The sequence below is a fragment of the Reyranella sp. genome (genome assembly GCF_965279465.1).
Taxonomy (GTDB): Bacteria; Pseudomonadota; Alphaproteobacteria; order Reyranellales; family Reyranellaceae; genus Reyranella.
Genome location: NZ_OZ257242.1, coordinates 6,750,306 through 6,772,094, shown reverse-complemented (window position 1 = coordinate 6,772,094; position 21,789 = coordinate 6,750,306). Strand labels below are relative to the sequence as shown.

The following is a 21,789-nucleotide window of genomic DNA, read 5'->3' as shown; positions in this document are numbered from 1 at the left end:
GTCCAGTGTGCTGGGAGTATGAGCAGCAAAGACAGCTCACGCCGTCGGCAGCTTATAGTCCTTGAAGTCTTCGCGCAGGCGGGTCTTCAGGATCTTGCCGGTTGCGGTGTGCGGGATCGCCTCGACGAACTGCACGTCGTCGGGAAGCCACCATTTGGCGACCTTCGAGCCCAGGAATTCGATCAGCTCCTTCTTGTCGAGCTCGACGTCCGGCTTCTTGTGCACGATCAGGAGCGGCCGCTCGTCCCATTTCGGGTGCGCGACGCCGATCACGGCCGCTTCGGCGACCGCCGGATGTGCCATCGCGGCATTCTCGAGGTCGATCGAGCTGATCCATTCGCCGCCCGACTTGATGACATCCTTGGAGCGGTCGGTGATCTGCATGTAGCCGTCGGCGTCGAGAGTGGCGACGTCGCCGGTCGGGAACCAGCCGCCGTCGCGCAGCACATCGCCGCCTTCGCCCTTGAAGTAGCCCGAGGTGATCCAGGGGCCGCGCACCAGCAGGTCGCCGAACGCCTTGCCGTCGCGCGGCAGGTCGTTGCCGGCGTCGTCGACGATCTTCATCTCGACTCCGTAGGGCGGGCGGCCCTGCTTGAGGCGGATGTCGAGCTGCTCCTCGTGCGGCAGGGCGAGATGCTTGGCTTTGGGATGGTTAACCGTACCGAGGGGACTCATCTCGCTCATCCCCCAGGCGTGCAGCACCTCGACGCCGTAATCGCGGTCGAATGTCTCGATCATCGCCGGCGGTGCGGCCGATCCGCCGATCACGGCATATTTCACGGTCGAGAGCTTGAGCTTGTTGGCCTGCATGTGGTTCAGCAGCGCCAGCCACACGGTCGGCACACCGGCGGTGAAGGTGACCCTCTCGGTCTCGAACAGCTCGTGGAGGCTTGCCCCGTCGAGCGCGACGCCGGGGAACACCAGCTTGGCGCCGACCATGGGCGCCGCGTATGGCAGGCCCCAGGCGTTGACGTGGAACATCGGCACGACCGGCAGGATCACCGAGTGTGCCGAGAGGCCGAGCGTGTCGGGGAGGGCGGCGCCGTAGGAATGCAGCACGGTCGAGCGGTGCGAGTAGAGCACGCCCTTCGGATTGCCCGTCGTGCCCGAGGTGTAGCAGAGGGAGGAGGCCGTCTTCTCATCGAACACAGGCCACTCGTAGCTCCCGGGCTTGTCGGCGATCAGCTCCTCGTAGACCAGCAGGTTCGGGATCTCGATGTTCGGCGGCAGATGGGCTCGGTCGGTCATGGCCACGACGTAGCGCACCGTCTTGAACAGCGGCAGCAGCTTCGCGACCGCCGGCAGGAGGTTGAGGTCGACGAAGAGGAGCTGGTCCTCGGCGTGATTGACGATGTAGGCGATCTGCTCGGGAAAGAGGCGGGGATTGATCGTGTGGCAGACCGCGCCCATCCCAGAGACGCCGTAGTAGAGCTCGAAGTGGCGGTAGCCATTCCATGCCAGCGTGCCGATCCGGTCGCCGGGCTCGATGCCCAGCGCCAGCAGCGCCTCGGCCACCTGCTTCGACCGCCTGTGCGCGTCACGGTAGGTATAACGGTGGATCGGCCCCTCGACCGTGCGAGAGACGATTTCCGTATCGCCGTGATTCTGGGCAGCATGGTCGATGAGCTGCTGGATCAGCAAGGGGCGATCCTGCATCAGGCCGAGCATCGTGAGTTTCTCCGAAGGGATGAATCTTGGCCGGAACCTAGCAGAAAGCGGCCCACTGGCGAGGAGCGTCATTCTGGCCTACCGTTGGTCCGCGAGGCGGAGGCCTGGTTGTCGATGATGCGTAAATATGCGCCGTTGCTGGCTTGCTTGGGCGCCGTCTGTGCGACGCCCGGCGTGGCGTGGGGACAGGTCGTGAAGAGCGCCGGCGGGAGCGAGGGCATGGCAGGCACGTTCCTGAGCTCGCTCACCGAACGGGCGGAGCAGATTTTCGCCAGCCTGCCCACGCTGGGTGGCTACCTCGCGCGCCTGCCGCAGCAATTCGGCCTGGGCATGACAGCGGTCCTGCTCGGCATCGTCGTGGCCGGCCTTGCCGCGGAGTGGCTGGCGCGCATGCTCTTGCAACGGTCACGGAACGGCATCTTCGCGCGCCATGCCGGCGAGTCTCCGATGCGCGCCTTCTTTCATGCCGCACTGCTCGATGCCCTCGCGCTCCTGGCGCTGTGGCTCGCCGCACGCATCATGGTGGGCCTGGCCGGCGATCCGCGTGCCGTCCCCGGACAGATCGCCCACCAGATCCTCCTTGGCTTGCTGTACTGGCGCGGCTTCAATTTCGTGTTCCGGATCTGGCTCCGGCCGCAGGCGCCGGAGGGCCGCATGGCCCCGGTCGACGACACGGCCGCGGCGCGCCTGCTGGTCGGCCTGAACGTCGTCGTCGTCGTGCCGATGCTCGGGCGTCAGGCCCTCATGTTTATGGAGGCGACAGGGGCTGCGCCGGCAGTGATTGCAGCGGCGAGCCTGCTGGTCGTTCCGGTGTTGGCTGCAGCCCTTCTCTATGCCGTCTGGCATTGGCGCCGCGAGATGGCGGCGTGGCTCAGCGCCATGGTCCGGCCGAATGCCGCCCTGCGCCCCCTCAAGCTCGCCATGGCCCAGGATTGGTGGATCGGCGGCCTGGCATTCTATCTGGTGTCGGGGCTGGCGGCGATTCTGGCCGCCGTGACCGAGCGGACGGGCGCGGCGCGTGGCATCACGGCCGTCGAGTCGTTGCTGCTTCTGCTGCTCCTGCTGGAGACGCTGATCCATCGGCTAAGCCACCACCTTCCGGTCGAGGTGCCGACGGTCGGCGACGTGGTTGCCGCGTGCCTCCGGCTGGCCTTGCGCCTGGTCGTCATCGTGGTCGCCACCGATGCCATCCTGGTCGTCGCGCTCGGCATGATGGATCCGACCGAATGGGAGCCGCATGCGCGCGCAGTCCGGCTTGCAGCGATCTCGGCGTTCGCCTGCTATCTGCTCTGGCGGATCCTGAAATACCGCATGGACCGCTACATGGCCGACAATCCCCTGCCGTCGGCGGGCATGCCGGGTGATGGCGATGACGATGCGCCAGCAGCGGCATCGCGGCTGCGCACGGTCATGCCGGTCATAAAGGTCACCGCGGGCATCGCCATCCTGATCCTGAGCAGCCTGCTGGTGCTCTCGCAACTCGGCGTCAACACGACACCACTGATCGCCGGCTTCTCGGTACTGGGTCTCGCGGTGTCGTTCGGCAGCCAATCGCTGGTACGCGACATCGTCTCGGGCATCTTCTTTCTGGCCGAGGACTCCTTCCGCGTCGGCGAGTACATCGACGGCGCCAGGGCCAAGGGCACGGTTGAGGGCTTCTCGGTGCGTTCGATCCGTTTGCGCCATCAGAACGGCCAGCTCAACATCGTGCCGTTCGGCCAGCTCACCCACATCACCAACTTCAGCCGCGACTGGACGACGGTGAAGTTCAACCTCGCCTTCGCGGCCAACATCGACGTCGAGGTGCTGCGCAAGACGGTGAAGAAGATCGGCCTCGACATGATGAACGAACCGCAGTTCCAGAAGGAGCTTCTGCAGCCGCTCAAGATGCAGGGCCTGGTCGATATCAAGGACGGCTCGCTGGTTGTGCGCTTCAAGTTCACCGCCAAGCCGAAGAATCCGAGCATGATCCAGCGCATGGCGATCCGGCGCATGTACGAGCAGCTTCCGAAGCTCGGCATCGACTTCGCCAAGCCGCCGTATGCGGCGGCGTTCGGCAACTTCGACTCCGCGGCGCGGGTCGCCGCTCAGTAAATCCAGCAACAGGAGCAGATCATGGAAAAGCGCAAGCTCGGCAAATCCGGCCTCGAATTCGCCCCCATCGCCTTCGGCGGCAACGTCTTCGGCTGGACGGCCGACGAGGTGACCTCGCACAAGCTGCTCGACGCCTTCGTCGATGCCGGCTTCTCCTTCGTCGACACCGCCGACGTCTATTCCCGCTGGGTGCCGGGCCACACGGGCGGCGAATCCGAGACGATCATCGGCAGCTGGCTGAAGAAGGACCCGTCGAAGCGCGACAAGGTCCTGATCGCCACCAAGTGCGGGATGGTGCCGGCCGAGGGCGGGTTGACGCGCGCGCACATCAAGAAGTCGGTCGACGAATCGCTGCAGCGCATGAACACCGACCGCATCGATCTCTTCCAGTCGCACAAGGACGACAAGGCGACGCCGCTCGAGGAGACGCTGGAGACCTACGGCGAGCTGGTGAAGGCAGGCAAGCTGCGCTCGATCGGCGCTTCCAACTACGACGCGCCGCGGCTCGCCGAGGCGGCGAAGATCTCCAGGGACAAGGGCCTGCCGCGCTACGAGAGCCTGCAGCCGCATTATAACCTGATGGAGCGCGGCCTGTTCGAAGGCGCGCTGGAGGACGAGTGCCTGAAGGAGGGGATCGGCGTCATCCCGTACTACTCGCTGGCCAGCGGCTTCCTCAGCGGCAAGTACCGCTCGGAGGCCGATGTCGGCAACGTGCAGCGCGGCGCCGGCGTGAAGAAGTACATCAACCCCAAGGGCATGGCCGTGCTGAAGGCTCTCGACGATGCCGGAAAGAAACACAATGCCAACCCGACGCAGGTGGCGCTCGCCTGGCTGATGCAGCGGAAGTCGATCACCGCACCGATCGTCAGCGCCACCAGCCTGCAACAGCTCAAGGACCTGATCGCCTCGCCGAACATCAAGCTCGATGCGGCGGACGTGGCGGCCCTCGACAAGGCCAGCGCGCCCTAGTTCATAGGAGCGCGCCACTCCAGTGGCGCATTATCAGCGCCGCTGGAGTGGCGCGCTCTCTTGAAAGAGATCTGCCCGATGCTTGTCTTCCGCCAGCTCTTCGACCCGACATCGTCGACATACACCTATCTCCTGGGCGACAGCGTCTCGAAGGAGGCGGTGCTGATCGACCCGGTGTTCGAGCAGGTACGGCGCGACGCGGCCCTGATCGGCGAGCTCGGGCTCAGCCTGCTGTGGTCGCTCGAAACGCACGTACATGCCGACCACGTCACGGGCGCCTGGTTGCTGAAGCAGCGGCTGGGTAGCCAGATTGCGCTCGCAGAGGCAAGCGGCGCCGCCGGCGCCGATCGCCTGCTCAAGGACGGCGACCGTGTGGGCTTCGGCCACCGCTCGCTCGAGGTGCGCGCCACCCCCGGCCACACGAACGGTTGCGTAACCTACGTGCTCGACGACGAAAGCATGGCCTTCACCGGCGACTGCGTGCTGATCCGCGGCTCGGGACGCACCGACTTCCAGCAGGGCGATGCGCGGGCGCTCTACCGCTCGGTCCGCTCGCGCATCTTCTCGCTGCCCGAGACCTGCCTGCTCTATCCGGCGCACGACTATCGCGGCCTGACCGCGACCAGCGTCGCGGAGGAGAAAAAATTCAATCCTCGGCTCGGTGGCGAGATCGGCGAGAACGACTTCGCCGGCTACATGAAGAATCTCGACCTGCCTCACCCGAAGAAGATCGACGAGGCAGTGCCGGCCAACCTGCGCTGCGGCCAGCCGGGCAACGAAGCCGCGATGGCGCAGGACCCCGATTGGGCGCCGCTGCGGTTCACCTTCTCGGGCGTCTGGGAAGTCGAGCCGCACTGGCTGGAGGAGAACCTCGCAGCGGTGCGTGTGGTCGACGTGCGCGAGCCCAACGAGTTCTCCGGTCCGCTCGGCCATATCCGCGGCGCGACCCTTTTGCCCCTTGGAGAGCTCGCGGCCCGGGCGAAGGAGCTTCCGAAAGACAAGCCGATCGTGGCGGTCTGCCGGGCCGGCAGCCGCTCGGCGCACGCCACGGCGATTCTCCAGAAGGCGGGGTTCAGCGAGGTCGCCAACTTGCCGGGCGGCATGCTGCGCTGGCGCGGCGAGGGCCGCGGCGTCGAGGGCGGCTCGGCGTAGGAACCATGTTCCTCTCTGCGCGCAGCGCGGGGAGGTGGCGGCGTCATACGTCGCGGATTACCGAGCCACCTCTCCGGCTTCGCCAGGGAGGATCCTTCCCTTTGCGAATGCGTCCACCGGGACAGCAAAGCCTTGTGTTCCGGCCCGGGACTGGGCGATGTTGATGCCCGCGATGGCCCATCTCGAGCCGAGCCGGACCAGGAGCGGCGCCCCGCTCACGCCCCGCACGGCGCGGCAATCGTGAGTCAGCACGGCATGTCCGCCCGGATCGCGGCCAAGCCCGGTGAGGCGGCAGGCCGTATCTGCCGTGAGGACGTTAGGGTTGTCCTGCCCGTAACCGCCCACCATCACGGCGGTTCCGGGCGTGGGCACGACGTGAGCGAGTCCGAGAATTTGCTGGTCCGGAATCGATGCGGCAAGGGAGACCAGCGCCCAGTCGTTCCCGAGGGTGTCGTCCGGCGCCTGGGGATCGTAGCCGGGTGCTGCGACGAACGATGCGGCAATCGTCGCCGACGTGAAGCGCGATCCCTCGAGCCCCAGCAGGACGTGCACCGACGACGGCAGGAAGTAGCTTCGCGATCGAATGTTGAAGAGGCAATGGGCGGCGGTGACGACCGTGCGCGGGCCGATCAGGGCAGCGGTGCAGGTTTCGCGCAGGCCGCCCGCCACGGCCTGTACCTTGCCGATGGAGCGCCACGGCGCTGCACCGACGTCGACCCGGTCGCGCGGCTCGCCCTGCGCCCCGACGGCGAGACCCAGCAAGGAGGCCCCGGCCGCCGCAGTGGCGATCAGCGTCGCAAGGCGAAAGATCGGCATTTACGGCATTCTAGCCGCGACGCGGGTCGATTGCTCCTGCTTGCCACAGCGGGATAGGCTTGCGCGAAAAACGAGGAGGATCGCATGCCGCTTCTCTACAGAAAGCAGGGCCACACAGGCATCCTGACGCTCAGCCGTCCGGAGGCGCGAAATTGCTGGGGGCCGGATTATGCCGAGGGCCTGATCCGTCGCCTGGACGAAGCGGCTGACGATGACGAGGTGCGCGCCGTCGTCCTGACGGGTGACGAGGCCGGCGGCGCCTTCTCGGCCGGCGCCAATCTCGCCGATCCCAATACCCACAACACCCGCTCGGCCGAGGCCTTCATCAAGCGCGTGGGACGGGCGCGCAATTTCCCCTCGAACGTGATGAGCGACTTTCCCAAGCCGGTGATCGCGGCCGTCAATGGCTACGCGATCGGCATCGGCTGCATCATCACCTTCTGCTGCGACCTGATCGTGGCGTCGGAACGGGCCGAGTGGCGCTTGCCGCAGGTCGCCCTGGGCATCCTGCCGAACTATGGTGGCGCGACGCGGCTCGCCCGGATCGTCGGCAAAGGGTTGGCGATGCGCGTCGCCATGGGCTTTCCGCTCAAGGCCGACGAGGCGTATCGGATCGGGCTGGCCCAGTGGCTGGTGCCGCACGAATCGGTGATGGACCAGGCGCTCGCGGTCGCCGACCACATCGCCGGACTGCCGCCGCTCGCCGTGCGCATGGTCAAGGAGTCCATGAATCGCGGGCAGGATATCCCCAACATCGCCGATGCCTCGCTGGTCGATGCCTATCGCTTCATGGTGCTCGAGATGAGCGAGGACAAATCCGAGGCGCACGAAGCCTGGAGAGAGCGTCGCAAGCCGAAGTTCCGCGGGCGATAGTCGATCTCTGCCGAGGGTCAGGCCGTCCCGGGACGGCTGCGATGGAGCAGCATCGCGAGCAGCGACACCGCTGCCGCGGTCATGATCATGTAGGCCGGGCTGAGATCGTCGGCGGTGCGATTGACCAGCCACGTCGCCGCGAGCGGAGACAGCCCACCCGCGACACCGTAGGTGATGTTGTAGCCCAGCGCCGTCGCCGAGCACCGCACGTCGGGCGGGACGGCCTCGACCATGGCGCCGCCGAGCGCACCGGAGAAGAGGCCGATGATCGCGACGAACCCCATCTGGCCGAGCACGACCATCGTGAGGCTGGGATGATGCATCAGCCAAAGAAGCGGATAGGCGCCGATCAGGCCCAGCATGAGAGCGGCAATCATCAGGCGGTGACGTCCGACGTTGTCGGACAGCCAGCCGGTGCCGAGAATGACGGGCATCATCATCGCCATGCACACCGTGTTGATGCTGAGCGCATGAGCCGGTGCGATCTTGTCGGCGAACTGAAGCCAGCTCACGACATAGACGAACATCAGATAAAAGCTCACCGCGCCGAACACCGAGATGCCCGCCAGCCACAGAAGGAGTGAGCGGTGGGTGCGTACGATGTCGGCGAAGGGCGAGCGTGCGGGCCTGGCGGCGGTCTCGGGTTCGCTGAATCCGCGGCGCAGCAGGTAACCGAGCCCGCCGACCACGAGGCCGAGCACGAACGGGATGCGCCAGCCCCAGTGATCCAGCGCGTCCGGCGACAGGATTGAAGCGATCAGGCTGCCCGTCGCCGACCCCAGCAGGATGCCTGCATTTGCGCCGCAGAAGGCGATCGCGGCGCACAGGCCGCGCCGGCCGGGCGGCGCATGCTCGTACAGGAAGACGATCGACGTCGTGCACTCGCCGCCGACCGACAGCCCCTGCAGCATGCGCAAGCCGGTGAGGATGACCGGCGCGGCGAGGCCCAGCGTGTCGTAGCCGGGCAGGATGCCGACCAGGAAGGTCGGCACCGCCATCGCCGTGATCGAGAAGGTGAGTGCCGCGGGCCGGCCGAACTGGTCGCCGATATAGCCCACGAGGGCGCCGCCGAGCGGCCGCATCAGGTAGCCGACCGCGAAGATGCCGAAGGCCGCGAGGAGCTGCGAGACGTGGTCCTCGCTCGAAAAGAAGGTCCGCCCGATCTGGGCGGCGAAATAACCGTAGATCGCGAAGTCGTACCATTCGAGCATGTTGCCGATCGCGCCGGCCGCGATGCTGCGCCAGTTAGTACGGGCCTGAGAATTCATGTGCCCGCCATCCGGACCTTCCGCAGCTCTTTCTTGAAATTGTCCCTGGTGAGCAGCAGCGAGACGAAGGTGATCGCCGCTGCGCCGGCGATCAGGTAGGCGGGGCTGCGCTCGTCGCTCGTGCGATAGACCAGCCAGGTCGCAACCAGCGGCGTCGTGCCGCCCAGGATGGACCAGGCGATGTTGTTGCCGATCGCGAGCGCGGTGCAGCGGATCGCCAGGGGCGTGGCCTCGACCATCAGCGCCTGCAGCACGCCGAACTGGATGCCGATCGCCAGCACGAAACCCGCCTGGCCGAGGTAGATCATCGCCGTCGAGTTGTTTTGCATCAGCATGAAGAACGGCACCGAGCCGACCACGCCGATCGCGGCACCGGCCAGCAGCAGGTTCTTCCGGCCGACATGGTCGGCCAGCCAGCCGAAGAACAGGGACACCGGCGTGATCGCCAGCATGCTCATCGAGTTGATCTTGAAGGCATGCTGGGGTGCGATGCCGTCGACCGTCTGCAGCCAGTCGGCGATGTAGATGAAAGCGGCCTGGAAGCCGATGGCGGTGAAGCAGGCGAGGCCGGCGATCCGGAACAGCAGTCCGAGATGGTCCTTCAGCAGCACGACGATCGGCGTGCCGGCGCTGTCGGCCGTATGCTCCGGCATGTCGCGCAGAGCGCGCCGGATGAGGAAGCCCGCGACACCCACGACCAGGCCGAGCAGGAAGGGGATACGCCAGCCCCAGTCGGCCAAGTCCTCCGGCGACATCGAGCCGGCAAGGGCCAAGGCGGTGAGGGAGCCGGCCTGGATGCCGAGCCCGTTGCCGACGCCGCCGATCGCGCCCGACAGGGCGCGCCGTCCCTTGGGGGCCTGCTCGATCATGAAGACGCCGGCGATCGAGGCTTCGCCACCAACCGCCAGGCCCTGCAGCATGCGCAGGAGCGTGAGCAGGATAGGGGCCGCGACTCCGATGGTCTGGTATCCGGGCAGGAGTCCCATGCCCACGGTGGAAACGGCCATGCCGACGATCGAGATGGTGAGGGCGGTCGTGCGGCCGTGCCGGTCGCCGATATAGCCGACGATGATCGAGCCGATTGGCCGCGTCAGGAAGCCCATGGCGAAGACGCCGAACGCGGCCAGCGCTTGCGATACCCGGTCGTTGCTATTGAAAAACGTGGCGCCGATCTGGATGGCGAAGAAGCCATAGATCGAGAAGTCGTACCACTCGAGCATATTGCCGATCATTCCGGCGGCGAGAATCCGCCGACGGCTGTAAGTCTGCGTCGCGATGATGTCCCCCTGACCCTGTGGGCATCATAAAGGCCGGCGAACTCTTGTCGATATTTCCTTCCTGAAACTGTCCGGAGCCATGAGCAGGGACGCGACAGTCGCTGCTGCGGCGGCGACCACGAGATAAGCCGGGCTGAGCGTGTCGCCGGTGCGCCAGATCAGCCAGGTCGCGGCGAGCGGTGTGAGTCCGCCCAGGATGCTCCAGGCGATGTTGTTGCCGATCCCCAGCGCGGTGCAGCGGATCGCCTCGGGCGTCGACTCGACCATCAGCGCGCCCTGCACGCCGAACTGGACGCTGAGCGTCAGCACGAAGCAGGCCTGACCGAGATAGATCGCGCTCGTCGTATTGTGCTGCATCAGCATGAAGAGCGGACCGAGCCGAGCACGCCGAGGGCCGCGCTCGCCAGCAGCAGGTTGCGCCGGCCGACATGGTCTGCCAGCCAGCCGAAGAAAACCGACACCGGCGTGACCAGGAGCATGCTGACGGAGGTCACCTTGAAGGTTTCCGCGGGCGATGCGCCGCCCAACCGCTGCAGCCAGTCGGCGATGTAGATGAAGGCGGCTTGGAGGCCGATCGCGGCGAAGGCCGAGATGCCGGCGATGCGCAGCACCAGCGGCAGATGGTGGGCGAAGACCTCGGCGAGCGGCGCGTTCTCGATCATGAAAACATTCGCAATGGCGGACTCCCCGCCGACGGCCAGTCCCCTGGATCAGGCGCAGGACGGTGAGCAGGATCGGCGCGGCGACGCCGATGGCGTCGTAGTCCGGCACCAGGCCCATGCTGAGGGTGGCGACGATCGTTCCGGCGATCGAGATCGTGAGCGCCGTCGGGCGGCTCATCCGGTCGCCGATGGTGCCGATGGCGATGGCGATGGCGATGGCGCCCAGTGGCCGGGCCAGGAAGCCGGCGGCAAAAACGCTGAAGGCCGAAAGCGCCTGCGAGAGCGGGTCGCCGGTCGGGAAGAAGGCGGCGCCGATCTGGACAGCGAGGTAGCCGTAGATCGAGAAGTCGTACGATTCGAGGACGTTGCCGATCGTCCCCGCAGCAACGATCCTGGCTCGGCCGGCCGGCGCCATGCACTATTTCTTCTCGATGCCCCAGAACACCGGGATCGGGCTGGTCACCACGCCCGAAAGGCCGCGCGTCGCGGTCGGCAGCGTGTACTGGCCGAGATGGATGTGCGTGCCGTAGGCGACGGCGCGCGCCTGGAGGTCGGCGGCAAATTTCTTGCGGCTTTCCGCGTCGGGTGCGCGGGCGAAGGCGTCGCGCAGCTTCTCGACCTCGGCATCGCACGGCCAGCCGAAGTTCGCCTTCTCGCATGAGGCGGCGACCATGCTGTTGGTCAACGGGTTCATCATGTCGACCGACAGCCATGCAGTCATGAATCCGTTCCAGCCGCCCTCGTTGGCCGGGGTCTTGCGCAGGCGGCGCGAGACGATCGCCTGGAAGTCGAGCGGCACCATCTCGACCCTGAAGCCGCCCTTTTCGAGCAGGTCCTTGGCGATCGGCCCGGCATTGGTGAGGACGGCAATGTCCGTCGTGTGCAGCATGACGACCGGCGTACCGTCGTAGCCCGCCTCCTTCAGCAGCTCCTTCGACTTGGCGAAGTTGCCGCGCACCAGCCCGTCCATGCCGGCCGCATTCTCCAGCGGCGTGCCACACACGAACATGGCGTCGCAGGTCCGGTAGTAGCGCGCGTCGCCGATCACGCCCTCGAGGAAGGCCTTCTGGTCGAAGGCATACATCGCGGCGCGGCGGATCTTCTCGTTGTTGAACGGGGGCACCACCGTGTTCCACCGGAAGGCGTACTGCGCGCCGATGAGGTTGTAGACCGTCAAGGTCACGCTCTTGTCGGCCAGCAGCAGAGACTTCAGGTCGTGCGGCGGCGCCTCGATGTAGTCGATCTCGCCGGCCAGCAGCGCGTTCACCGCGGTCTGGTGATCGGGGATGGCGAGCCATTCGACGCGATCGACCTTGGCGACCTTTCCGCCCGCGAGGCCCGAGGCCGGCTCCTTGCGCGGCACATAGTCGGGATTGCGGACATAGACCGTCTTGTCGCCGGGCTTCCACTCGTCGGCCTTGAAGATGAACGGGCCGGAGCCGACGAACTCGCCGATCTGCTTGCCCGGATCGGTTTCGGCAATGCGCTTGGGCATCATCAGCGGCGTCGAACTGCCGGGCTTGGCCAGCGAATCGATGACCAGGCCGTAGGGCTCCTTGAGCACGATCCTGAAGGTCCGGTCGTTCACCGCCTCGACGCCCGCGACGAAGCTCATCAGCTTCAGCCCGGTCGAATCGCGCGCGCCCCAACGTTTCAGCGAGGCAATGCAGTCCTCCGACGTGACCGGCTTGCCGTCGTGCCACTTGAGGCCGTCGCGCAGGGCGAAGCTGTAGGTCAGCCGGTCGTCGCTTACGGTCCAGTAGTCGACCATCTGCGGCTGCGGCGTGAGGTTCTCGTCCATCGCGAACAGCGTGTCCCACACCATGTAACCGTGGTTGCGCACGATATTGGCCGTGGTCCAGATCGGATCGAGGACCTTCAGGTCCGAATGCATGACCGCCTTGATCGTCTTCGGCTGCGCCAGCGCAGGCGCGGCAAGGCAGGCGGCCGCGACAGCCAGTATCGACAACGCTCGTTTCACGATGACTCCTTGCGACGCTCGTATTCCTCTCCCCGCGAGGGGGACTATCGTATTCACACATCGTAGTTGCGCGGGAGGCAGAACGTCGATTCCCTGAAGCCGTTTTGGCGATGGGAGAAGTCGATGTCTGTTGTGGAGTACGGACTGGGGCGGTTTGGCGACCGCCGCCTGGAAAAAGGGGGGCCTGCCTGCACGCGGCTCTGGTTGGCGATCCTGGGTCTTGCATCCGTCGGCTTGGCGGCACGCGGGCCCGTGAGATTCAGTTCACCCGCTTTCTGCGCAACCGGTCGGTGACGGCCGGGGCGATGTCGCGGCACGCCGGTGCGCTGACGGCGCAGCGCGTCGCAGGGCGCGATGTTGTCGCGATCCAGGATACCAGCGAACTGGTGCTGGGCGGCCGTCGGGCCCGGCAGGCGGGCTATGGCGCGGTCGGCAAGGGCGGTGTGCTGAGCGGTTTGCTGCTTCATCCGGTGCTGGCAGTGGAAGCGGGGAGCGGCGGACTGCTCGGCCTGGTGTCGATGCAGGTGTGGAACCGCGGCCGGGCCGAGTTGGCGCCGCGGCGCCGACGGACGACGGCGGCCAAGGAGTCGCGTCGCTGGATCGAGGGAGCGCAGCAGGCCGGCGAGGTTCTGGCCGAGGCGCGCTGCATCACGGTGGTATCGGACCGCGAGAGCGACTTTTACGAGCTGTTCGCGCGCCGGCCGGCGAACGTGCATCTGATCGTGCGCGCCTGCCAGAACCGGCGGATCGAACGGCTGACCGAAGAGCCGGCGGACGGCTTGCTGTTCGGGATGATTGACGGCCAACCCGAGCAGGGCCGCTTCGCCACGACCATCCCGGCCGCCCCCGGACGAGCAAAGCGTCACGCTGAACTGGCCCTGCGCTTTGCGCCGGTGGCTCTGCGCCGGCCATTGCATGGCGCCGATCCGGCATTGCCTGCGACAGTCGGCCTGACGCTGGTCGATGTCCGCGAGATCTCGACACCGCCCGACGGCAAGCCGATACATTGGCGACTGCTGACGACCCATCCGGTCGCAGAGTGCGGCCAGGTACGGCGCGTCATTGACCTGTATCGCCAGCGCTGGACCATCGAGGAGTTCTTCCGCACCCTCAAGACCGCTGGCTTCGACATCGAAGACGCCGACATCGGCGAGCCGCAGGCCATGATCAACTTCGTCGCCGCCGCCACGATTGCCTCCGTAACAATCAAGCAACTCGTGCAGGCCCGCGACGGCAACACCGATCGACAGCTTGGCGATGCCTTCGATCCCGACGACCGGCCCATCCTCGAGGCCGTCTCGGCAAGGCTCGAAGGCAAGACTGCGCGCCAACGCAATCCCCATCCCACAGGCAGCTTGGCCTTCGCTGCTTGGGTCATCGCCCGCCTCGGCGGCTGGACCGGCTACTACGGTAAGCCCGGGCCAAAGCTCATGCGCATCGGTCTCGCAAAGTTCAACGACATCAAATACGGCACCACCCTCGGGCTTCGAAATGTGTGAATCCAACAGGCGAGGGGGAGAGGAGGAAGACGTCAGCTCTTCCAAGCCTCGGTGGCGCGGGCGCCGGGCGTGACTTCAGCGGCGGAAGGCGTCGCCACCTTGGCCATGTGCTGGTAGCGCTGGGCGGCGAACCAAAGCGCGTAATCGCCGAACTTGATCGGCGGATATTTCGGCGGGTTCGCGACCGACTGGCACGACGGCAGGCACTCGATGATCGTGTCGTGGTCGGGATCGCAGAAGAAAGGGATGGCGTAGCGCAGGGTGCCGGAGACGTTGCGCACGCGGTGCGGCGTCGACAGGAAGCGCTCGTTGGTCCAGCGGTGCAGGATGTCGCCGCCATTGACCACGAACGCGTCCTCGACATAGGGCGCATCCATCCATTCGCCGTTCGGCAGCAGGATCGACAGGCCCTGCACCTTGTTCGGCGGCAGCAAGGTCATGAATCCGGAATCGGTGTGCGGCACGAGGCTCGCCACAGTGTCGTCGCCGCCGTCGATCTGCGGATAGCGCGACTGGCGCAGGATCATGTGGGGTGGATCGAAGCAGGTGTCGAAATAGCTCTCCGGCAGGTCGAGCGCCAGCGCGTAGAGCTTCACCAGCTTGCGGCACAATGCTTCCATCGTGCTCATGTATTCGAGCGTCTGCTCGCGGAAGCCCGGAAGGTTGGCCGGCCACTGGTTCGCGGTGTGGAAGCGGCGGTTGGCGATCACGTCGGGATCGTTCGGATCGCGCTCGCGGCGCAGGAAGTAGGCCTCGTTCTGGCTCGGCTTCTTGCCCTGCGCGGCGGCGTTGGGCGGCGCCTTGTCGGGGATCGGCATGTAGCCGATGGTGTGCTCGTTGACCTTGAGCGCGAGCTTCTCCTCCATCGGCATGGCATGGAATCGGGCCGCCTGCTCGTACTGCGCCTCGATCAGCGCGCGCGGCACACCGTGGCCGGCGAGATAGTAGAAGCCGACGTTCTCGAAAGCGTAGCACAGCTCGGCAGCCGCCTTCTCCGCGGCTCCCGGCTTTCCGGCCAGGAAGTCCGAGATATCGATCAACGGAATTTCGCCGCCGATCATGACCGGCGGCGCGAAGGAAGTCATCGTGCCGCGGGGTATCGTCTGATCCATCGTACAGGCCTCCGGGGTCAGCAATCACTATAGAGGGGCGGCCCGCCGCGCTGCAATAAATGCGCCGCCGCGAGCTTGCGCGGAACGTCTTCTCATTGGACCGCGCGCATCCTGCGCGCTCATGATACTGAGCGCGCAGGATGCGCGCGGTCCAATCAGCCGTCGACGGAAAACGCGGAGCAGCCATGATCATCGACCGCATCGAACCCATCGCCCTGCGCATCCCCGCGCCGCATCGGGCGGCGAATATTCCGGCTCCCCTGGCGGGCGGCGATCTTTGCCTCACCCTCGCGCGGGTCACGACGCGCGACGGACTGCAGGGCTACGGCGAGTGCCTGTCGCTGCGACCGGCGATGCAGCAGGCGCTGTTCGCGACCATCCGCGACGCGATCGCACCGCATTATCTCGGCAAGCCGGTCGACCAGAAGGAGGCGCTGAACCTCGCCGCGCGCAAGCGCTTCGCGAGCTTTGGACGGTCGGGCACTGTACTGAATGCGCTGGCCGCCGTCGACATCGCGCTGTGGGACATCGCCGGCAAGGCATCGGGGCAATCGGTCTCCACCATGCTGGGCGGTGCCAGGCGCAGCCGCGTGCCGGTGATGGCGAGCCTCGACAAGTACGATCATGCCGGCCGTACGCGGCAGAGGGTCGAGCAGGCGCTGGCGTGCGGCGTCGCGGCGGTGAAGGTCCACGAGGCGAGCCTCGAGGTCGTCGAGGAATCGCGCCGCGCCATCCCAGCGGCGGTGCCTTTCGTTGCCGACTGCAACAACGCCCATACGCTGGCCGATGTGCGCCGCGACGAGAAGCGCTGGGCTGCGGCGAACCTGCTGTTCTTCGAGGACCCGTACTGGCCGCCTGAGGATCTGCTCGCGGCGCCGGCGATGCCGGGCATCACGATCGGGATGGGAGCGGACTTCGGCTCGGCCGAGCAGATGGCCGTCTACACCAGGGCACCATCGATCGGCGTGCTTCAGCCGGACGTCTGCATGCTTGGCGGCCTCAGCGAGGCCAAGCGCGCGCTCGCCATGCTCGCCGTGGCGAAGAAGACGCCTGCCCCCCATACGCCGTTCGTTGGCCCGGCCGCGCTCGCCTCGCTGCACATGCTGGCCGTCACCGAGGAGGAGGGCTGGTTCGCCACCGTCGAGGCCGAGGATTCGATGGATCCCTATGGCTTCGGCCTGACGCGCTGGCAGGCGTCGCTTCCGGTGCCGACCGGCCCCGGCCTGGGATTCGATCCTGCTCCCGATTTCGTGAAGCGCTACCAGGCCTGAAAAATTTGCGCTCTGTGTGGTGGTTCACAGAGCGCCTCGCTCCTCGATCCTAGGGTCGCCTCGGAACCAGAGAGGTTCTGCAGGAGGCTCATATGGATACCATGATGACGGAACGGTCGACGACGTCGGACGAGATGCTCAAGCATTTCGCCGGCAGGGTCGGCACGTACGATCGCGACAATCGCTTCTTCCAGGAGGACTTCGACGATCTCAAGCGCGCCGGCTATCTGACGATCAACGTGCCGAAGGAGCTGGGCGGACAGGGCTTCACGCTGGCCGAGGTCTGCCGCGAGCAGCGGCGGCTCGCCTATCACGCGCCGGCCACGGCGCTCGGCATCAACATGCACCTCTACTGGGTGGGCATTGCCGCCGACCTGTGGCGCGCCGGGGACCGCTCGATGGAATGGGTCCTGAAGGAGGCGATGGCGGGCGAGGTCTTCGCCGCCGGCCACGCCGAGCGCGGCAACGACATCCCGGTGCTGCTGTCGACCTCGACCGCAACGAAGGTGGAGGGCGGCTTCACCTTCACCGGCCGCAAGATGTTCGGCAGCCTGGCGCCGGTCTGGACGCGCTACGGTCTGCACGGCCTGTGGGCCGACGCACCCGGCGGGCCGCAGGTCGTGCATGGCTTCCTGCCGCGCAACGCCAAGGGCTACCGCATCGTCGAGACCTGGGACACGCTGGGCATGCGCGCGACGCGCAGCGACGACGTGTTGCTCGAAGGCGCGTTCGTGCCCGACAACTACATGGTGCGGTTCCTGCCGGCCGGCGGCGCCGACGCCTTCATCGTCGCGGTGTTCGCCTGGGCCCTGATGGGCTTTGCCAACATCTATTACGGCATGGCCCAGCGTGCGCGCGACCTGGCGATCGCATCGGTCAAGTCGAAGTCGTCGATGGGGCTGACCCGCAGCATGGCCTACCACCCGGGCATCCAGCACGGCATGGCCGACCTGATCATGGCGCTCGATCCGATCGGGCCGCACCTCGAACAGGTCGCCCTCGAATGGTCGACCGGCGTCGACCATGGCGCGGCGTGGCCGGCCCGCATCATCTCCGCCAAGGTCCATGCCGTGGAGGCGTGCTTCAAGATCGTCGACATGGCGATGGAACTGTCGGGCGGTACCGGCATGTTCAAGGCGAGCGAGCTGGAGCGGCTGTTCCGCGACGCCCGTTGTGGCCGCTTCCATCCCGCCAATGCCATCCTGGCGCACGAGATCGTCGGCAAGACCGCGCTCGGCATCGGGCTCGGCGAACAGCCGCGCTGGGGATGATCTCGGCGATCGTACACGCTAGGATGGCGATGCCGATTGGAGACGGACCACACCATGGCCGACGAACTCCGGCGCTGGCTGGTTGAACTGGGCCTCGGTATTCATGCCGAGGCCTTTGCGGCCAACGGTGTCGACTGGGATGTGCTCGACGCGCTCAGCGAGAAGGACCTCGAGACCCTGGGGCTCTCGCTGGGCGACCGGAAGCGCTTGCTGAAGGCGGTCGCCGCGCTCGGTGACGGTCACCCTTCGGCACGGTGGGCGAGCGACGATGCCGAACGGCGGCAGATAACGGTCATGTTCGTTGATCTGGTCGATTCCACGCCGCTTTCCGAGCAGCTCGATCCGGAGGAACTTCGTGAGCTGCTGAAGTCATTCCACGGCCTTGCCGTGGCTGCGGTGGCGGCGCGAGGCGGGCACGTCGCGCGCTACATGGGCGACGGCATCCTCGTCTACTTCGGCTATCCGCAGGCGCACGAGGACGATGCGGCCCGCGCGGTGCACGCCGGCCTTGGCATCCTCGAGAACCTGCGCGCCGCCAACCCACACCATCAGGAAGAGCATGGCGTGCGTCTGAGGGTGCGTATCGGTATCCATACAGGCCTCGTGGTGGTGGGCGAGGTCGGCGCCGGGGCGGCGCGGGACCGGAGCGCCGTTACCGGCGAGACGCCCAACATTGCGAGCCGGCTGCAGGCTGAAGCCGAGCCCGACACCGTCGTGATCGGCGAAGCGACGAAGCGCCTGGTCGAGGACCGGTTCACCCTGCAGGATCTCGGGCCGCGCCGGCTCAAGGGCGTCAGCAACGCCGTGCGACTGTTCCGTGTGCTGGGTGGCGACGAGTCCGTCGATCGCTTCCGGCACCGCACGCGGCGCGGCATGACCCCGCTGGTTGGACGGCAGGCAGAGCTCGACATGCTCCGGCGGCGCTGGGCGCAGGTGCGCGACGGCGAAATGCGTTCCATCCTTCTGGGGGGCGACGCCGGCATCGGCAAGTCGCGCGTCATGAGTGCGTTGCGCGATAGCCTGGCCGGCGAGCCGCATCGCCTGCTGCCACTGTTCTGCTCGCCTTACCATCGTACCAGCGCCTTCTGGCCGATGGTCGACTGGTTCCGCCGCACCCTCCGTCTCGATGCCCGCAGCCGGCCGCTTGCGAGCGGGGAGGCGCTCGTTCGTCTGATCGGTCCGCTCGGCCTCGACCTGGCCGAAGCGATGCCGGTGCTGTCGGCGTTCCTCGACTTGCCGCGCGACGAACGCTTCGCTCTGGCCGACACCACGGCTCCGAATTTTCGGGCGCGGCTGATCGACGTGCTGGTCAAGCTGATCGGTGGCATGGCAGCCCAGCGACCGCTCCTGCTGGTGCTCGAGGATGCGCATTGGATCGATCCCTCGATGCTGGAGCTCTTGCGCCAGGTCCAGGAACGGCTGGCGGCCACGCCTCTGATGCTGCTGATGACCGCGCGGCCGGAATTCAAGCCGGATTGGAGCTATTCGCAATTCGTGCAGATCAATCTCGACCGGCTGTCGAGGCGCGACCGGCTGACGATGGTCGAGCGACTCGTCGGTGGCCGCACGCTGCCCGCGGACGTCCTGCAGGCGATCGTCGCCAAGACCGACGGAATACCGCTCTTCGTCGAGGAACTGACCAAGGCCGTGCTGGACGGCGAGTCGGCAAGCTCGCCGCATGCCATGTCGATTCCCGACACGCTGCACGGCTCGCTGATGGCGCGCCTCGACCGGCTTGACGCCGAAGCCCGCGAAGTGGCTCAGCTTGGCGCGACCATCGGGCGGGAGTTCTCCATCAGCGTGCTCGCGCGTCTCGCCGGCCGTTCCGAGGAAGCGCTCGCCGCGCCGTTGGCGCGGCTCGCGGAGGCGGAGATCGTGGTGCCGTCCGCCGTTGCCTCCTTCACCGGCCCTTCGTACGTGTTCCGCCACGTGCTCATCCAGGAGGTCGCCTATCAGTCGCTTCTGGTGGCGCGTCGGCGCCTGTATCACGCCGCGATTGCCGAGGCGCTGGCGACGCATTTCCCCGAGCTGGCGATGATGCAGCCGGAAACGATCGCCCAGCACTGGACATCTGCAGCCCGCGCCGGCGAGGCGATCGACTGGTGGCGTCGCGCCGGCGATCGTGCGATCGGCCGCAGCGCCTTCCTCGAGGCGAGTGCCCATTTCCAGCGGGGCTTCGAGCTGGCCGAGAAGCAGGCCGGCGGAGCCGCCGACCGTTATCGCAGCGCCCTGCCGTTGCTCCTGGCGCGCGGTGATGCGGAGTTCATGGCATCGACTCTGCCGGGGCGTTCGACCTATCTGGAGTGCGCCAGGATCGCGCAACGCGAGGGGCTGCCAGACATGATGGTTTCGGCGGCACTCAAATTTGCCGCTGCCGAGGTCTATCTGTCGGCACCCAGCGCGGCATCCGTCGAGTTGCTCGAACAGACCCTGACGATGATCGGCGAGGAAGAGACGCTCGATCGCTGCCGCGTCCTGAGCCAGCTCGGCAAGGCGCTGCTATCGACGGGCGCCACCGCGCGCGGCCGAGAGGTGCTGCGCCTGGCTCGGCCAATCGCCGAGCGCCTCGACGATCGCCGCAGCCGGTTCGAATTGCTGGTCAGCGATCTCATGCCGAACGCCGGGCCGCCGCCGTCCGGCGACGGTGTTGAGGAGCGCCGCCGGTCGCTGGCGTCGATCTGGGACATTGCCAGGGGATTCGACTCGATCCTTCAGGTCGAGGCCTTGACGCGGTCCGCGGCAGGTTTTCTGGAGATCGGCGACGTGGACGGTTTCGAACGCACGACGCAACTGCAGAAGGAAATCGCCGACACGAGCCGCACCGACTTCGACAAGTGGATCACCGTCAGCAGCAAAGTTATGCGCGGCCTGATCCAGGGCAACTTCCGGGAGGCTGAGCGTCTGGCGCTGGAGGCGCTCAACGTGCTGGGAAGCCATGACGTCGATTTCCCGCTGGGCGTCTACGGCATGCAGATGTTCACGGTGCGCCGCGAGCAGGGGCGCCTCGCCGAGGTGGCGCCGCTGGTGAAGCGTTTCGTCCGCGAAAACCCCGAAGAAGCGGTGTGGCGTCCCGGCCTGATGTTGATTGCCAGCGATCTGGGGTTCGAGGTCCAGGCCCGTCGGACCTTCGAACTGCTCGCCGAGAGCGCCTTCGCCCTGCCGATCGACAGCAAGCGGGCGGTGACGCTGTCCTATCTTGCCGAGGTTTGTGCCAGGCTGGACGATGCCTCGCGCGCCGAGCAGCTCTATGCCCACCTGCTCCCCTATCGCGACCTTGCGATCGTCGTGCCGACCTACACGCTGTGCTGCGGCTCGGCGGCGCGCTACCTTGGCATGCTGGCAACCACCATGGCCGATTGGCCGTCGGCAGAGCGCCACTTCGAGGCGGCGCTTGCGATGGAGGAGCGGATGCGGGCCTGGCCCTGGCTTGCCCATACCCGTGCCGAGTATGCTGCCATGCTGGCGGCCCGCGGTGACGGTAGCGACGACGTCCGCGCGGCCGAGTTGCGGGAGATGGCGCTGGCCGCGGCCGATCGCCTGGAAATGGGGCGCCTGCGAAAGCTACTGCGGACCGCTGCCTGATCTGTGGAAGAGGGGAAACCATGCCGCGTTACATCATCGAGCGGAACTTTGCCGAGCAGTTGGAAGCCTCGAAAGAGGCCAACGACAAGATCCGTCTCATCAACGATGAGGAAGGTGTGAAGTGGCTGTTCTCGTTCCTCAGCGCCGACCGGATGAAGACGTACTGCCTGTATGAGGCCCCGAACGACGAGGCGATTCGGATCGCCGCCCGGCGCGCCGGCCTGCCTGCCGACGTGATCGTGGAGGTCGGCGGTGAGGTGAGACCGGACATGTTCGACTGATTCGGGGTCGGGT

Annotated in this window: 18 protein-coding genes; 10 read left to right on the top strand and 8 right to left on the bottom strand. The window is 66.7% G+C overall.

Translation table 11 applies throughout. The features are described 5' to 3' along the window. Positions 1–36: 36 nt before the first annotated feature. Positions 37–1,668, bottom strand: a complete 1,632-nt coding sequence (locus ACQY8M_RS32975; RefSeq protein ID WP_428665313.1) for a 3-(methylthio)propionyl-CoA ligase — start codon at positions 1,666–1,668, stop codon at positions 37–39. A 114-nt stretch (positions 1,669–1,782) separates the two neighbouring features. Between ACQY8M_RS32975 and ACQY8M_RS32970 the strand changes: the two genes are divergently transcribed. The 3 genes from ACQY8M_RS32970 (at position 1,783) to ACQY8M_RS32960 (ending at position 5,883) form a co-directional block, all read left to right on the top strand. Next, a complete protein-coding gene (locus tag ACQY8M_RS32970; protein ID WP_428665310.1) occupies positions 1,783–3,762 on the top strand; it encodes a mechanosensitive ion channel family protein in 1,980 nt (659 codons plus the stop codon). A gap of 21 nt (positions 3,763–3,783) precedes the next feature. Beyond that, positions 3,784–4,731 (top strand): aldo/keto reductase, encoded by a 948-nt coding sequence (locus ACQY8M_RS32965; protein ID WP_428665307.1) that lies wholly within the window; start codon positions 3,784–3,786, stop codon positions 4,729–4,731. A gap of 78 nt (positions 4,732–4,809) precedes the next feature. Further along, complete coding sequence (locus tag ACQY8M_RS32960) at positions 4,810–5,883, top strand: rhodanese-like domain-containing protein (RefSeq protein WP_428665304.1); 1,074 nt, start codon at positions 4,810–4,812, stop codon at positions 5,881–5,883. Between the two features lie 57 nt (positions 5,884–5,940). Here ACQY8M_RS32960 and ACQY8M_RS32955 read toward each other — a convergent pair whose 3' ends face one another. Next, positions 5,941–6,699, bottom strand: a complete 759-nt coding sequence (locus ACQY8M_RS32955) for a trypsin-like serine peptidase (protein ID WP_428665301.1) — start codon at positions 6,697–6,699, stop codon at positions 5,941–5,943. Between the two features lie 84 nt (positions 6,700–6,783). Between ACQY8M_RS32955 and ACQY8M_RS32950 the strand changes: the two genes are divergently transcribed. Continuing rightward, positions 6,784–7,572 (top strand): enoyl-CoA hydratase/isomerase family protein, encoded by a 789-nt coding sequence (locus ACQY8M_RS32950; protein WP_428665299.1) that lies wholly within the window; start codon positions 6,784–6,786, stop codon positions 7,570–7,572. 17 nt (positions 7,573–7,589) lie between these two features. On the opposite strand, the gene ACQY8M_RS32945 is transcribed toward ACQY8M_RS32950, so the two are convergent. The 4 genes from ACQY8M_RS32945 to ACQY8M_RS32930 all read right to left on the bottom strand — a co-directional run bounded on the left by ACQY8M_RS32945 (position 7,590) and on the right by ACQY8M_RS32930 (position 10,779). Further along, entirely contained in the window at positions 7,590–8,840 is a 1,251-nt protein-coding gene (locus ACQY8M_RS32945) for an MFS transporter (RefSeq protein WP_428665296.1), read from the bottom strand. Next, positions 8,837–10,072, bottom strand: coding sequence for an MFS transporter (locus tag ACQY8M_RS32940; RefSeq protein WP_428665293.1), 1,236 nt, complete (start codon positions 10,070–10,072; stop codon positions 8,837–8,839). Before ACQY8M_RS32940 ends, ACQY8M_RS32945 begins: the two co-directional genes overlap by 4 nt. A gap of 69 nt (positions 10,073–10,141) precedes the next feature. Beyond that, entirely contained in the window at positions 10,142–10,480 is a 339-nt protein-coding gene (locus tag ACQY8M_RS32935; RefSeq protein WP_428665290.1) for a hypothetical protein, read from the bottom strand. Beyond that, on the bottom strand, positions 10,474–10,779 hold the full coding sequence (locus ACQY8M_RS32930) for a hypothetical protein (RefSeq protein ID WP_428665287.1): 306 nt from the start codon (positions 10,777–10,779) through the stop codon (positions 10,474–10,476). Before ACQY8M_RS32930 ends, ACQY8M_RS32935 begins: the two co-directional genes overlap by 7 nt. A 116-nt stretch (positions 10,780–10,895) precedes the next feature. On the opposite strand from ACQY8M_RS32930, the gene ACQY8M_RS32925 reads away from it, so the two are divergent. After that, positions 10,896–11,111, top strand: a complete 216-nt coding sequence (locus ACQY8M_RS32925) for a hypothetical protein (protein ID WP_428665284.1) — start codon at positions 10,896–10,898, stop codon at positions 11,109–11,111. A gap of 86 nt (positions 11,112–11,197) precedes the next feature. Here the strand turns inward: ACQY8M_RS32925 and ACQY8M_RS32920 are convergent, their stop codons facing one another. Next, complete coding sequence (locus ACQY8M_RS32920) at positions 11,198–12,760, bottom strand: ABC transporter substrate-binding protein (protein WP_428665282.1); 1,563 nt, start codon at positions 12,758–12,760, stop codon at positions 11,198–11,200. 305 nt (positions 12,761–13,065) lie between these two features. Between ACQY8M_RS32920 and ACQY8M_RS32915 the strand changes: the two genes are divergently transcribed. Then, positions 13,066–14,259 carry an IS4 family transposase gene (locus tag ACQY8M_RS32915; RefSeq protein ID WP_428659174.1) on the top strand — a complete coding sequence of 398 codons (1,194 nt, stop codon included), beginning with the start codon at positions 13,066–13,068 and terminating at the stop codon, positions 14,257–14,259. 32 nt (positions 14,260–14,291) lie between these two features. Here ACQY8M_RS32915 and ACQY8M_RS32910 read toward each other — a convergent pair whose 3' ends face one another. Next, on the bottom strand, positions 14,292–15,371 hold the full coding sequence (locus tag ACQY8M_RS32910; protein ID WP_428665280.1) for an isopenicillin N synthase family dioxygenase: 1,080 nt from the start codon (positions 15,369–15,371) through the stop codon (positions 14,292–14,294). Positions 15,372–15,556: 185 nt separating this feature from the next. On the opposite strand from ACQY8M_RS32910, the gene ACQY8M_RS32905 reads away from it, so the two are divergent. The 4 genes from ACQY8M_RS32905 (at position 15,557) to ACQY8M_RS32890 (ending at position 21,776) form a co-directional block, all read left to right on the top strand. Then, positions 15,557–16,642, top strand: coding sequence for a mandelate racemase/muconate lactonizing enzyme family protein (locus ACQY8M_RS32905; protein WP_428665277.1), 1,086 nt, complete (start codon positions 15,557–15,559; stop codon positions 16,640–16,642). Between the two features lie 92 nt (positions 16,643–16,734). After that, a complete protein-coding gene (locus tag ACQY8M_RS32900) occupies positions 16,735–17,913 on the top strand; it encodes an acyl-CoA dehydrogenase family protein (RefSeq protein WP_428665274.1) in 1,179 nt (392 codons plus the stop codon). Between the two features lie 54 nt (positions 17,914–17,967). Further along, entirely contained in the window at positions 17,968–21,495 is a 3,528-nt protein-coding gene (locus ACQY8M_RS32895) for an adenylate/guanylate cyclase domain-containing protein (protein WP_428665271.1), read from the top strand. Positions 21,496–21,515: 20 nt separating this feature from the next. Then, positions 21,516–21,776, top strand: coding sequence for a DUF4242 domain-containing protein (locus ACQY8M_RS32890; protein ID WP_428665268.1), 261 nt, complete (start codon positions 21,516–21,518; stop codon positions 21,774–21,776). Positions 21,777–21,789 lie beyond the last annotated feature (13 nt).